The following is a 13,013-nucleotide window of genomic DNA, read 5'->3' as shown; positions in this document are numbered from 1 at the left end:
GGGGGCGCGGTGAGCGAACAGGACCCGTATCTGATCATCTCCTCCGACTGCCACGCCGGACTTCCCACCGAGGAGTACCGGCCCTATCTGGACTCCCGGTTCCACCGGGACTTCGACGAGTTCCTCGCGGGCCAGGGCCGGCGCCGCGAGGAGATGAACCGCCTCGGCATCCGCAACGAGGCGTTCGCGGACAAGTGGTTCCAGGACAACGAGGAGGGTCTGCGCGGTGGTTGGGACACCGCGCAGCGCCTCAAGGAGCTGGACGGCGACGGGGTGGCGGCCGAGGTCGTCTTCCCCGACGCGGACGCCGTCGACAGCCGCACCGCGGCCCCGTTCGGTGTGGGCCTCGGCCTCTCCGGCGACCAGGACCCGCGGCTCGGCATGGCCGGTGCCCGGGCCCACAACCGCTGGCTCGCCGACTTCGTCTCCGAGCATCCCGAACGGCACTGCGGGGTCGCCCTGTTGCCGGTCACCGGGGAGACCGAGGCCGTCGTCGCGGAGGTGTACCGGGCCAAGGAGTCCGGTCTCGGCGCGCTGATGATCCCCTCCATGTGGGTCGACAAGGAGCCCTACCACGACCGCCGTTACGACCCGGTGTGGGCGGCCGCCGCCGAGTGCTCGATGCCCGTGCTCACCCATTCCGGCGCGGCCCCGCGACACGAGTACGGCGACCATCTGGGCATCTACGTCTCCGAGGTCACCTGGTGGCCCGCGCGCCCCCTGTGGTTCCTGCTCTGGTCGGGCGCCTTCGAACGGCACCCCGGACTCCGGTTCGGCATCGCCGAGTCGGGCTGCTGGTGGCTGCCCAACCTGCTGTGGTTCATGGACCGTCTCTACCTCGGCGCGCACGGCGGCAAGAAGCTGTCGCCGTTCGCGGAGCTGAAGCGGCCCCCGCACGAGTACCTGGACCGGCAGATGTTCGTCTGCGCGACCAACACCAAGCGCCGTGAACTCGCCCAGCGTTACGAGATCGGCGTCGACAACATCCTGTGGGGCAGCGACTTCCCGCATCCGGAGGGCACCTGGCCCGACACCCGGGCGTGGCTGGCGAGGACCTTCCACGACATCCCGGTGGCGGAGACCCGGCGCATGCTCGGTCTCGCCGCCGCCGAGGTGTTCGGCTTCGACACCGACGCGCTCGCCCCGCTGGCCCGCAGGATCGGTCCGACCCCGGCCGAACTCGGCCAGGACGAGGACCAGCCGGCGGTCGAGGCGTCCTGGGCGCGCTCGCGCGAGGTGGGCCGCCACTGGCTGACGGACCACGACTTCCCCGTCCTGGGGGTGAACCCGTGACCAGCGAGAACACCCAGAACACCCAGAACGCCGAGAACACCGAGAACGCGGGACGAGCCGACGGCGCCGGGCGCGCCTTCGACGCCGAGGACCGCTACACCGTCATCTCCGCCGACTGCCACGCGGGCGCCGATCTCCTCGACTACAAGCCGTACTTGGAGCGCCGGTACCACGAGGAGTTCGACGCCTGGGCGGCGGACTACGTCAACCCCTACGAGGACCTGCTCGCCGACACCGCCGACCGGAACTGGAACTCCGGGCGGCGGATCGCGGAGCTGGAGGAGGACGGCATCGTCGCGGAGGTGGTGTTCCCGAACACCATCCCGCCGTTCTTCCCCTCCGGTTCCCTGATGGCACCGGCCCCGACGGCGGCGGAGCTCGACCGGCGCTGGGCGGGGCTGCGGGCCCACAACCGCTGGCTCGCCGACTTCTGCGCCGCGGCGCCCGGCCGGCGCGCGGGCGTCTTCCAGATCCTCCTGAACGACGTCGACGCGGCGGTCGGGGAGATCCACCGTTCGGTGGGCGCGGGCCTGAGGGGCGGAGTGCTGCTGCCCGGCACACCCCCCGGTTCGGGACTGCCCGAGCTGTACTCGCGGACGTACGACCCGATCTGGGCGGCGTGCGCCGAGCTGGGCGTCCCGGTGAACCACCACGCCGGATCCGCCTCGCCGCCGCTCGGGGACGAACCGGCGGCCCGCGCGGTCTACATGGTGGAGACCACCTGGTTCTCGCACCGGGCGCTGTGGCACCTGGTGTTCGGCGGCGCGTTCCGCAGGCACCCCGGTCTGCGGCTGGTACTGACCGAGCAGGGATCGGGCTGGATCCCCGGGATCCTCGACATGCTGGACTACTACCACGGACGGCTGGTCGCGGCGGCGGACAGGGCGTCCACGGCCGAGTCCAAGTTCGGCGCGGGGCTGGCCGCGACGGCGGGCGAACGCCCCTCCCGGGTCTGGCGCGAGAACTGCTTCGTCGGGGCCAGCTTCATGCGCCCCCACGAGGTGCCGCTGCGCGGACGCATCGGCCTCGACAAGATCATGTGGGGCAGCGACTACCCGCACGACGAGGGCACCCACCCCTACACCCGCGAGGCACTGCGCTTCGCCTACGCGGGTCTGCCGCGCGAGGAGGTCGCCGCCATGGTCGGCGGCAACGCGGCCCGCGTCTACGGCTTCGACCTCGCGTATCTCGATGCGATCGCCGCCAAGACCGGTCCCACCGTCGCCGAGGTCGCCGAGCCCCTCGACGTCCCGCCCGCCGACGCGACGAGCCCGGTGTTCGCGAGAGGAGGCTCGGTGCGCGTGTGGTGAACTCCGGGTCGGTGCGTCCCCGGTGGCGCCCCGGGTGCGATCCTCCCCCTGTGACGGAACCGACGCACGACGAGGCCCACGGCGGCACCCTCGGCTCGCGGCTGAACTGGCTGCGGGCCGCCGTCCTGGGCGCCAACGACGGCATCGTCTCCACCGCCGGCCTCGTCGTCGGCGTGGCGGGCGCCACGGGCGAGCGCGCGGCCCTGTTCACCGCGGGCATCGCGGGACTGCTCGCCGGGTCGATGTCCATGGCCGCGGGCGAGTACGTGTCGGTCTCCACCCAGCGGGACTCGGAACTGGCCGCGCTCGCCACGGAGAAACGGGAGCTGAGGGAAGCGCCGGAGGCCGAGCTGGAGGAGCTGACCGGACTCCTGGAACAGCGCGGCCTGTCCCGGAAGGTGGCCCGCGAGGCGGCCGTCCAGCTCACCGAACGGGACGCCCTGCGCGCCCACGCCTCCGTGGAACTGGGCATCGACCCCGACGACCTGACCAACCCGTGGCACGCGGCCTGGGCGAGCTTCCTCGCGTTCACCGCCGGAGCCCTGCTGCCCCTTCTGGCCATCGTGCTGCCGCCGGAGCGCTGGCGGCTCGGCGTCACCGTGGTCTCGGTGCTGGCCGCGCTCGCCCTCACCGGCTGGAGCAGCGCACGGCTGGGCTCGGCCGACCCGCGGCGCGCTGTGCTGCGCAACACGGCCGGGGGAGCGCTCGCCATGGCGGTGACCTACGCGGCCGGCGCCCTGCTCGGAGCGGCGGGCGTGTGAGCGTGACGACCCTGCCCGGAGCCGTCGGCGTGCGCGCGTACGACCCTGTCCGGAGCCGTCGGCGTGCGCGCGTACGGCCGGGCGCGGGACGGGCTTTGGCGGAGAGCACCAAGAAGCAAGCGCATACCGCCGGTAATACTTATCGGTAACGACCTCTGTACGCGGCCGACCAGCGCATCTACGGTTCACCCATGCCGAACCTCCCCGATGTCGTGGTGCTGTCGATCCCCGCGTTCATCCTCCTCGCCGTGATCGAGATGATCAGCGTCCGGATCCATCCGGACGAGGACGCCGCGGGGTACGAGAAGAAGGACGCCGCGACGAGCCTCGGCATGGGACTCGGCAGTCTCTTCTTCGACTTCCTGTGGAAGTTCCCGATCGTCGCGATCTACAGCGCGGTCTACGCGCTGACGCCGCTGCGGGTGCCCGTCCTGTGGTGGACGATCCCGCTGATGCTGCTCGCCCAGGACTTCTTCTACTACTGGTCCCACCGCGGCCACCACGTGATCCGCCTCCTGTGGGCCTGCCACGTCGTGCACCACTCCAGCAGGAAGTTCAACCTCACCACCGCCCTGCGCCAGCCCTGGACGGGCCTGACCTCCTGGCCGTTCTACCTCCCGATGATCGCCCTCGGGGTGCACCCGGCCGCGCTCGCCTTCTGCTCCTCGGTGAGCCTCGTCTACCAGTTCTGGATCCACACCGAGCGCATCGACAAGATGCCCAGCTGGTTCGAGTTCGCCCTGAACACGCCCTCCCACCACCGCGTCCACCACGCCTCCCAGGGCGGCTACCTGGACCGCAACTTCGGCGGCATCCTCATCGTCTGGGACCGGCTCTTCGGATCGTTCGTCGCGGAGACCGAACGGCCCGTCTACGGGCTCACCAAGAACATCGCCACGTACAACCCGCTGCGCGTGGCCACCCACGAGTACACCGCCATCGCCAGGGACCTGCGGGCGGCGGCGAGCTGGCGCGAGCGCGCCGGCCGGCTCCTCGGCGGGCCCGGCTGGCAGCCCGCGCCCCCGGCCGTCGGGCAGGACCCCGTCACGCAGGCCCCGGTCACGGAGTCCGTCGCGTGAGCCCGCGTCCCGCGCGCGCCCTGCTCGTCTGCTTCGCGCTGGCGGCGGCCGCCGACCTCCTCGGGCTCCTCGCCGGAATCGACCCCGCGCACCGGATCGCCAAGATGCTCCTGATGCCGCTGCTCGCCGTGTACGCGGGCGTGCGCGGCGCGCCCCGGCTGCTCATCGCGGCCCTGCTCTTCGGCTGGTGCGGCGACCTGGCGCTCCTGTCCGACGCCGACCCCGCCTTCCTGGCCGGCATGGCCTCCTTCGCGGCCGGGCACGTCTGCTACCTCGTGCTCTTCCGCCGGACGGCACGCGTACGGGACGCACGGCTCGTCCTCGCGTACGCCACGGCTCTCGTCGTCCTCGTCGTGCTGCTGTGGCCCGGTCTGCCGGCCGGCCTGCGCGTCCCCGTCGCCGGCTACAGCCTGCTGCTGACCGCGATGGCGTACGGGGCCACCCGCCTCGGGCCCGTCGCGGCGGTCGGCGGCGCTCTCTTCATGCTCTCGGACACCCTGATCGCCACCGGCGTCGCCGACTGGCCGCAGCTCCCGATGGCGTCCTTCTGGATCATGTTCACCTATATCGCGGCCCAGTTTCTGCTGGTCCGGGGGGTGCTGGACCCCCTCGCGGTGCGACGCGCGCCCGAGGCGGCGTACGGTGAGATGCGCTCAACCACCCCCTGAGCGCATCTCACCACGCTCCGCACGAGAAGGATCCTCGCCATGCGCGCCACCACCATCCACGCCCCGTTCGACATGCGTGTGGAGGAGGTGCCGGAGCCCATGGTGCAGCTGCCCACGGACGCGATCGTGCGCGTGCTGCGCTCCTGCATCTGCGGCAGCGACCTGTGGGCGTACCGCGGCGAGGCCGCCCGGCAGCCGGGCCAGCGGATCGGGCACGAGTTCCTCGGCATCGTCGAGGAGACCGGTTCCGAGGTGTCCGGCGTCCGTCGCGGCGACCTGGTCGTGGCGCCCTTCATGTGGTCCGACGGCGTCTGCGACTACTGCCGTGACGGGCTCACCACGTCGTGCGTGCACGGCGGGTTCTGGGGTTCCGTCGGCTACGACGGCGGCCAGGGCGAGGCCGTACGCGTCCCCTTCGCCGACGGCACCCTCGTCCAGCTGCCCAAGGAGGCGGCCTCCGACGACCACCTGCTGTCGGCGCTGCTGACCCTGTCCGACGTCCTCGGCACCGGCCACCACGCGGCTCTCGGCGCCGGTGTCCGCAAGGGCTCGACCGTCGCCGTCGTGGGCGACGGTGCCGTCGGCCTGTGCGCGGTCCTGGCCGCCAAGCGGCTCGGCGCCGACCGGATCATCGCGCTCGGCCGCCACCAGGTCCGCACCGACATCGCGCGCCGCTTCGGCGCCACGGACGTCGTCGCCGAGCGCGGCGAGGCGGCGATCGAGGCCGTCCGCGAGCTGACCGGGGGCCAGGGCGCCCACTGCGTCATCGAGGCGGTCGGCACCGAGCAGTCCATGAGCACCGCGGTGAACATCACCCGCGACGGCGGCGCCATCGGCTTCGTCGGCGTGCCGCACGGCAGCGGCACGGGCCTCGACCTGGGCGTCATGTTCGACCGGAACATCGCCCTGCGCGGCGGGGTCGCCCCGGTGCGCTCCTACATCCCCGAGCTGCTGCCCGACGTCCTCGACGGCACCATCGACCCCTCGCCGGTCTTCGACATGACCGTCGGCCTGGACGGCGTCCCCGAGGGCTACAAGGCGATGGACGAGCGCACGGCCCTGAAGGTGCTCGTCACCGGCTGACCCGGACCTCGTACGGCGGCCCCGGGGAGGATTCCCGGGGCCGCCGGTCGTTCCCGGCCCCTTCACGCCCAGCGCGCGGGATCCGTCCCCCAGGGGCCCGGCGCGCGGGACCAGTCGGCCGGGCCGCCCTCGAAGGAGACGGGGGGCAGGGCGTGGCCGAGGCGCCCGAAGGGGCTGCTCCGCTCGGACAGCCAGGCGTCGGGACGGTCGTACGGTTCCCCCGCCGAGGGGTCCGGCTGGCAGCCCGGTGACGGGTCGGCCGTCGTGCCGGGCTTCCGCCGCGAGGCGTCCGCTGCGGAGCCGGGTGCCTCCCGTCGCCCGATCCCGTCCGTCAGCCACATCGCCGTGCGGGCCAGCGCCAGGCGTACGACGCCGCCGCGGCCCGACTCCGCCCGCCCGGTCAGCGCCCGCAGGACGGCCGCCGCCAGCAGATACCCGGTGCCGTGGTCCAGGGCCTGCGCCGGCAGTGCGCCCGGCCGCTCGGGCGATCCCTCCGTCACGGCGATCCCGGTGGCCACCTGTACCAGGCTGTCGAAGCCCCGCCGCCCGCCCCAGGGCCCGTACGTCCCCCACGCCGACACCTGCGCCACCACGAGACCCGGAACGCGCTCGGCCAGCGCCTCGGGAGAGAGCCCGAAGCGGTCGAGGGAGCCGGGCCGGTACCCGGTGACGACCACGTCCGCCGACGCCAGCAGCTCCTCGAAGGCGCCCCGGTCGGCCGCCAGGTCCAGGACCGTCGAGCGCTTCCCGAACCCCGTGTCGGCGTGCGCGTCCGGGTCCTCCGGCAGCCGCGGCCCGTCCACGCGCAGCACGTCGGCGCCCAGCAGGGCCAGCGTGCGGGTGGCGACCGGGCCCGCGATGACCCGGGTCAGATCGAGGACCCGCACCCCGGCGGCGGGCAGCAGCGGGCCGCCGTCCGGCAGCGGGGGGAGGGCGCGGGTGCCGGCGCCTCCAGGCGCGGGCACCCCGTCCCGCTCGATCAGCGGTCGGCGGGCCAGGGCGAGCCGCTGCTCGTGCCGCGCCCATTCCTCCGGTGCGCGCAGCGCGACCGCGAGCCCGCCCGCCCGGTACACGCTCTCCTCGGCCTCCCGCGCGGAGCGCCCCGCGAGCAGGGCGGCCACGTCCTCGGCGTCAGCGTCGTCCGGAGCCCCCAGCGCGTCCAGCAGTCGGGCCCGGTGATGGGGGTAGTTCGCGTGCGTCCGCACCCAGCCGTCCGCGGTCCGCCAGAACCGGGACAGCGGAGCGAAGCCGACCGGAGCGCGCCCGTCGATCCGCAGATGCCGTTCGCTGACGAACGCCGTGGCGACGGCTCCGTCGTCCACCCTCACCCCCGGCACCCGCGCGAGCCCGGCCCGCCCGGCCCCCAGTTCGGCGGCGGCCAGCGCGCAGGCGCCCACGCACGCGCGCGCCAACTCCCTTGCGGGCAGGACGGCTTCCAGCGCTCCCGCCCGCTCCACGGTCGAAACCCCGGAGAGCAGCGCCGGGTCTCCGCCCAGCTCCTCCCACACAGCGGTCATCGGTGCATGTGTCATACCGGCACTATGCGGTGTGGACGCGATCAACACGGCAGGCGGCCCCGACGGCGCGTGGCCCCGGCCGCCGCGCAGGGCGGAGGCCGGGGCCACGGGAGGTGCGGCGGGCGCTACTTGACCGCGCGCAGGGCGTTGACGATGCCGGCTCCGTAGAAGCCGTTCACGTGCTTGCCGCCCACGCAGGTCGCGTCGACGACACCGTCGCCGTTGCCGTCGTACGGCGCGGTCGGGCAACCCGGGTTGTCCGCCTCGGCCTTGAGGAGGAGCTGGAGCTGGGCGGGCGTCGCCCAGGGGTACGTGGACTTCAGCAGGGCGGCCACACCGGCGACGTGCGGGGTCGCCATCGAGGTGCCCTGGAGGAAGCCGTACGTGTTGTTCGGCAGCGTGGAGAGGATGCGGCCGTTCTGCGAGGGGGTGTCCGGGATCTGGTAGCGGTCGCCGCCGGGTGCGGCGACGTCGATGACCCCGTTCCCGTAGCTGGAGAAGTAGGACTTGGCACCCTTGACGCCGGTCGAGGCGACCGTCACGACACCGGGCAACTGGGTCGGGATGTCATAGCACTTGTGCGGGTCGACCGTCCGCGTGGTGGCGGTCGAGTCGTCGGGGCTGGACGCGTCCGTCAAGGCGTTCGCGTCGAGGTCGTCGTTGGAGTTGCCCGCCGCGGCGACGTTCAGCGTGCCCTTGCGCTGGGCGTACAGCTGGGCGCGGTTGACGGCGTCGACGATGGCCTTCTGATCGGGGTCGTCGACGCAGTTGTACAGCCAAGGGTCCACGTAGTAGCTGTTGTTGGTGATCTCGACGCCGTGGTCGGCGGCGAACACGAAGGCGCACACGACGCTCTCCGGGTAGAACAGCTGCGTGGAGTCGGGCTCGGCCACCGTGATGCCCGAGACCCTGACACCCGGCGCGACGCCCGCGACGCCGATGCCGTTGCGGGCCGCGGCGATCTCGCCCGCGACATGCGTGCCGTGGTAGTGGTCGGCGTCCACCGGGCGCCAGGAGCCGTAGGTGGTGTCGGGCTTGCCGCCCACGCAGTTGGCCGACTGCGAGGGGGAGAAGTTCGGCGCGATGTCGGGGTGCGTGTCGTCGACACCGACGTCGATGACGGCGACGGTCACCTTCTTGCTGCCGGGGTCGATCGCGGCCGCCTTGTCGGCGCCTATCGCGCGCAGGTCCCACTGGTCGGCCTCGAGGGGCTCCTGGCCCGCGTCGGCCTTCTTCGCGACCTTGGCCGCCTCGGCCGCGGACAGCACCTGCACCGCGCCCTCGTCCGTCGTGCCCGCGGCCTTCAGCGGCGAGGTGCGGGTGGCCCCGGCCGACTGCACTCCCCGTACCGTCCGGATCTGCCGGCCGAAGTCCGGGTTCGCGGAGTGGACGACGATCACGCCGATCTGCTCGTACGCGATGACGACGCTGCCGCCCGCCGCCGCGATCGCCTTCTCCACCGACGCGATCGTGCGGTGGTCCGTCGTCGTGTTGACCACATAGGAGAGGTTCGGCCCGTCCGCGGTCGTCACGGCGGGGGCGGTGAACGGTGCGGCCGAGGCGGCGCCCGGCAGGAAGCCGAGCGAGGCGGTGAGCGACAGGACGACCGGTACCGCGAGCGCGAGACGGCGTCTGGAACGCAGATGAGCCATGGGATCTCCACATCATCCGGAAAACGGAGCTGCCCGAACACGGATGGTGCTCGGGCAGGTACATGACGGAATGGCGCAGGCAGAAGCTATCCCGCCGCCGGCCGGGCCAGCAATGACTTGCGCCGACGACTTCCGAATGACACGCGGGACCCGGGGCGCCGACCCCCGCGCGCCGCCGGGAACGCGCGGCGGCCCGTGAAAGAAGCGGGGCGGGTTGAACCGGTCCACGCGTGGCGCCGTGACCTTGGGCAGGGAGCCCGTGGACGATCGAGCCCCCGGTTCGGATCACGGAGCGGACACGATCGATGACAGAACGTCACGTGATACGGGCCGGTACGAGGTCGAAGCCCCATGTCCGAACCCGGACCGTCCCCGACCGCGGGCCCCGGCCCGCCCCCGTCCACCGTCGTAACCGCACCGGCAACGCGAGGAGACACCGTGGCCACCGACGCACCACCCCCGGCGCACACCGGAACCCAGCTCCCGTCCACCGAGAAGTTCGTCGAGATGCAGGAGAGCGCCGAGTTCGGTGAACTCCGCAGCTCCCACCGCTCCTTCGCCTTCCCGCTGACCGTCGGATTCATCCTCTGGTACCTGCTGTACGTGCTGCTCTCGAACTACGCGGGCGGCTTCATGGGCACCAAGCTGTTCGGCAACGTCAACGTCGCCCTGGTGCTCGGCCTCGCCCAGTTCCTCACCACCTTCCTCATCGCCTGGTGGTACGCGCGGCACGCGGCCGCTCAACTCGACCCCAAGGCCGACGCCATCAAGTCCCGGATGGAGGGCGACGCATGAGCCCCGCATGGACCACCGCGCACACGACCCTGCTCGCCGCGGGCGAGGCGAGCCGGCACCGCCCGCTGATCATCACCCTGTTCGCGGTGTTCGTCGCCGCGACCCTCGTCATCACCGTCTGGGCCGGCCGCCAGACCAAGGACGCCGCCGACTTCTACGCGGGCGGACGCCAGTTCACCGGATTCCAGAACGGACTCGCCGTCTCCGGCGACTACATGTCCGCCGCGTCCTTCCTCGGCATCGCGGGCGCCATCGCCCTCTTCGGCTACGACGGCTTCCTCTACTCCATCGGCTTCCTGGTCGCCTGGCTGGTGGCCCTGCTCCTGGTCGCCGAACCGCTGCGCAACTCCGGCCGGTACACGATGGGCGACGTCCTCGCCTACCGCATGCGCCAGCGTCCGGTCCGTACCGCCGCGGGCACCTCCACCATCGTCGTCTCGATCTTCTACCTGCTGGCCCAGATGGCGGGCGCGGGCGTCCTCGTCTCGCTGCTCCTCGGCATCACCAGCGACGGCGGCAAGATCGGCATCGTCGCGCTCGTCGGCCTCCTGATGATCGTGTACGTCACCATCGGCGGCATGAAGGGCACCACCTGGGTGCAGATGGTCAAGGCGGTCCTGCTCATCGCCGGCGCCGTCCTGCTCACCTTCCTGGTCCTGCTGAAGTTCCACTTCAACATCTCCGACCTGCTCGGCAGGGCGGCCGAGAACAGCGGCAAGGGCTCGCCCTTCCTGGAACCAGGGCTGAAGTACGGCGCCACCTCGACCACCAAGCTGGACTTCATCTCCCTCGGCATGGCACTGGTCCTCGGCACCGCGGGCCTGCCGCACATCCTGATCCGTTTCTACACCGTGCCCACCGCCAGGACCGCGCGGAAGTCGGTCATCTGGGCGATCGGCCTCATCGGCGCCTTCTACCTGATGACCCTCGCCCTCGGCTTCGGCGCCGCCGCGCTCATCAAGCCGGACGAGATCATCGCCTCCAACAAGGCGGGCAACACGGCGGCACCCCTGCTCGCCCTGCACCTCGGCGGCGTCGACTCCAACTGGGGCGCGATCCTGCTCGCCTCCATCTCGGCCGTCGCCTTCGCCACGATCCTCGCGGTCGTCGCGGGACTGACGCTCGCCTCGTCCTCCTCCTTCGCGCACGACATCTACGCGAACGTCATCAGGAAGGGCCAGGCCTCGGAGAAGGACGAGATGAGGGCCGCCCGGTACGCCACGGTCGGCATCGGTGCCGTGTCCATCCTGCTCGGGGCCCTCGCCCGCGACCTCAACGTCGCCGGTCTGGTCGCCCTCGCCTTCGCCGTCGCGGCCTCCGCCAACCTGCCGACGATCCTCTACAGCCTGTTCTGGAAGAGGTTCACCACCCCGGGCGCCCTCTGGTCGATCTACGGCGGCCTGGTCACCGCGGTCGGCCTGGTCCTGTTCTCGCCCGTCGTCTCCGGAAAACCCACCTCGATGTTCCCGGACGTCGACTTCCACTGGTTCCCGCTGGAGAACCCGGGCCTCATCTCCATCCCGGTCGGCTTCCTGCTGGGCTGGCTCGGCACCGTCCTGTCCAAGGAGGAGCCGGACGCCGGCAAGTACGCCGAACTGGAGGTCCGCTCCCTGACGGGCACCGGGGCGCACTAGCCAGGACCCGAGACCCCGGGCCCGAGGCCCCGGCATCGCACGGGCCCGTCGCAGACCGCCGGTGGATCACCACTGGTAGGTCCCTACGACGGGCCCGTGCCGCGTCTCGTGGGATCGGGCCGCTGTCGTTGTCCGTGCCGTCACGTAGGCTCGCAGGTATCCGGACAACGAGATCGGCGACGAGGGAGGGGGCCCACGTGCTCATCGACACCTATGGCCGGGTGGCCACCGACCTGCGTGTCTCACTGACGGACCGGTGCAACCTCCGCTGCACCTACTGCATGCCCGAAGAAGGATTGCAGTGGCTCGGCAAGCCCGATCTGCTCACCGACGACGAGATCGTCCGCCTCATCGGGATCGCCGTCACCCGCCTCGGCATCGAGGAGGTCCGCTTCACCGGCGGCGAGCCCCTGCTGCGCCCCGGCCTGCCCGGCATCGTCGAGCGGGTCGCCGCCCTCGCGCCCCGGCCCCGGATGTCCCTGACGACCAACGGCATCGGGCTCAAGCGCACCGCGGCCGCCCTGAAGGCGGCGGGCCTGGACCGGGTGAACGTCTCCCTGGACACGCTGCGCCCCGACGTCTTCAAGACCCTCACCCGCCGCGACCGCCACAAGGACGTCATCGAGGGCCTCGAAGCCGCCCACGACGCCGGCCTGACCCCGGTGAAGATCAACTCGGTCCTGATGCCGGGCCTGAACGCCGACGAAGCCCCCGAGCTGCTCGCCTGGTCCATGGAGCACGACTACGAACTCCGCTTCATCGAGCAGATGCCCCTGGACGCCCAGCACGGCTGGAAGCGCGACGGCATGGTCACCGCCGCCGACATCCTCGCCTCGCTGCGCACCCGCTTCCGGCTCACGCAGGAAGGCGCCGACGAGCGGGGCTCCGCACCCGCCGAGCGCTGGATCGTCGACGGCGGCCCGCACCGCGTCGGGGTGATCGCCTCCGTCACCCGCCCGTTCTGCGCGGCCTGCGACCGCACCCGGCTCACCGCCGACGGCCAGGTGCGCACCTGTCTGTTCGCCACCGAGGAGACCGATCTGCGGGGAGCCCTGCGCTCGGGCGCGTCCGACGAGGAGATAGCCGGCACCTGGCGCACCGCGATGTGGGGCAAGAAGGCGGGAGCGGGCCTGGACGACCCCTCGTTCGTGCAGCCCGACCGCCCGATGTCGGCCATCGGCGGCTGACGGCGCCGACGCTCCGCGCCGACGCCGCAGCGCC

Annotated in this window: 11 protein-coding genes; 9 read left to right on the top strand and 2 right to left on the bottom strand. The window is 72.2% G+C overall.

What is annotated here, in order from left to right; all coding sequences use genetic code 11:
- Nucleotides 1-9 precede the first annotated feature (9 nt).
- From WJM95_RS06570 to WJM95_RS06545, 6 genes are all read left to right on the top strand, one after another.
- The gene (locus WJM95_RS06570; RefSeq protein ID WP_339128546.1) at nt 10-1,293 is read left to right on the top strand and encodes an amidohydrolase family protein; all 1,284 of its coding nucleotides are present in this window, start codon (nt 10-12) and stop codon (nt 1,291-1,293) included.
- A gap of 104 nt (nt 1,294-1,397) precedes the next feature.
- Nucleotides 1,398-2,603: an amidohydrolase family protein gene (locus WJM95_RS06565; protein WP_339135392.1), complete on the top strand. Its 1,206-nt coding sequence runs from the start codon at nt 1,398-1,400 to the stop codon at nt 2,601-2,603.
- A gap of 50 nt (nt 2,604-2,653) precedes the next feature.
- Nucleotides 2,654-3,364, top strand: a complete 711-nt coding sequence (locus WJM95_RS06560; RefSeq protein ID WP_339128545.1) for a VIT family protein — start codon at nt 2,654-2,656, stop codon at nt 3,362-3,364.
- A 191-nt stretch (nt 3,365-3,555) separates the two neighbouring features.
- Nucleotides 3,556-4,443: a sterol desaturase family protein gene (locus WJM95_RS06555; protein ID WP_339128544.1), complete on the top strand. Its 888-nt coding sequence runs from the start codon at nt 3,556-3,558 to the stop codon at nt 4,441-4,443.
- Complete coding sequence (locus WJM95_RS06550) at nt 4,440-5,111, top strand: lysoplasmalogenase (RefSeq protein WP_339128543.1); 672 nt, start codon at nt 4,440-4,442, stop codon at nt 5,109-5,111. The genes WJM95_RS06555 and WJM95_RS06550 overlap by 4 nt, the downstream gene beginning before the upstream one ends.
- A 39-nt stretch (nt 5,112-5,150) precedes the next feature.
- Entirely contained in the window at nt 5,151-6,194 is a 1,044-nt protein-coding gene (locus tag WJM95_RS06545; protein WP_339128541.1) for a zinc-dependent alcohol dehydrogenase family protein, read from the top strand.
- 62 nt (nt 6,195-6,256) lie between these two features.
- Here WJM95_RS06545 and WJM95_RS06540 read toward each other — a convergent pair whose 3' ends face one another.
- Together WJM95_RS06540 and WJM95_RS06535 are read right to left on the bottom strand one after the other, a co-directional pair.
- Nucleotides 6,257-7,711, bottom strand: a complete 1,455-nt coding sequence (locus WJM95_RS06540; RefSeq protein ID WP_339128539.1) for a CoA transferase — start codon at nt 7,709-7,711, stop codon at nt 6,257-6,259.
- A 125-nt stretch (nt 7,712-7,836) separates the two neighbouring features.
- On the bottom strand, nt 7,837-9,363 hold the full coding sequence (locus tag WJM95_RS06535) for a S8 family serine peptidase (protein WP_339128538.1): 1,527 nt from the start codon (nt 9,361-9,363) through the stop codon (nt 7,837-7,839).
- Nucleotides 9,364-9,801: 438 nt separating this feature from the next.
- On the opposite strand from WJM95_RS06535, the gene WJM95_RS06530 reads away from it, so the two are divergent.
- The 3 genes from WJM95_RS06530 to moaA all read left to right on the top strand — a co-directional run bounded on the left by WJM95_RS06530 (nt 9,802) and on the right by moaA (nt 12,979).
- On the top strand, nt 9,802-10,158 hold the full coding sequence (locus tag WJM95_RS06530; RefSeq protein ID WP_339128537.1) for a DUF485 domain-containing protein: 357 nt from the start codon (nt 9,802-9,804) through the stop codon (nt 10,156-10,158).
- The gene (locus tag WJM95_RS06525) at nt 10,155-11,792 is read left to right on the top strand and encodes a cation acetate symporter (RefSeq protein ID WP_339128536.1); all 1,638 of its coding nucleotides are present in this window, start codon (nt 10,155-10,157) and stop codon (nt 11,790-11,792) included. The genes WJM95_RS06530 and WJM95_RS06525 overlap by 4 nt, the downstream gene beginning before the upstream one ends.
- Nucleotides 11,793-11,989: 197 nt before the next feature.
- Complete coding sequence (gene moaA, locus WJM95_RS06520; RefSeq protein ID WP_339128535.1) at nt 11,990-12,979, top strand: GTP 3',8-cyclase MoaA; 990 nt, start codon at nt 11,990-11,992, stop codon at nt 12,977-12,979.
- Nucleotides 12,980-13,013 lie beyond the last annotated feature (34 nt).

Origin of the sequence: Streptomyces sp. f51 (genome assembly GCF_037940415.1) — a bacterium.
Lineage (GTDB): Bacteria > Actinomycetota > Actinomycetes > Streptomycetales > Streptomycetaceae > Streptomyces.
This window is presented reverse-complemented; position numbering and strand designations above follow the sequence as displayed.

Excerpts from the sequence above, each read along its gene's own strand:
- WJM95_RS06540 (WP_339128539.1), bottom strand. The coding sequence starts at position 7,711 with ATGACCGCTGTGTGGGAGGAGCTGGGCGGAGACCCGGCGCTGCTCTCC.
- WJM95_RS06525 (WP_339128536.1), top strand. The coding sequence starts at position 10,155 with ATGAGCCCCGCATGGACCACCGCGCACACGACCCTGCTCGCCGCGGGC.
- WJM95_RS06555 (WP_339128544.1), top strand. The coding sequence starts at position 3,556 with ATGCCGAACCTCCCCGATGTCGTGGTGCTGTCGATCCCCGCGTTCATC.
- WJM95_RS06535 (WP_339128538.1), bottom strand. The coding sequence starts at position 9,363 with ATGGCTCATCTGCGTTCCAGACGCCGTCTCGCGCTCGCGGTACCGGTC.
- WJM95_RS06545 (WP_339128541.1), top strand. The coding sequence starts at position 5,151 with ATGCGCGCCACCACCATCCACGCCCCGTTCGACATGCGTGTGGAGGAG.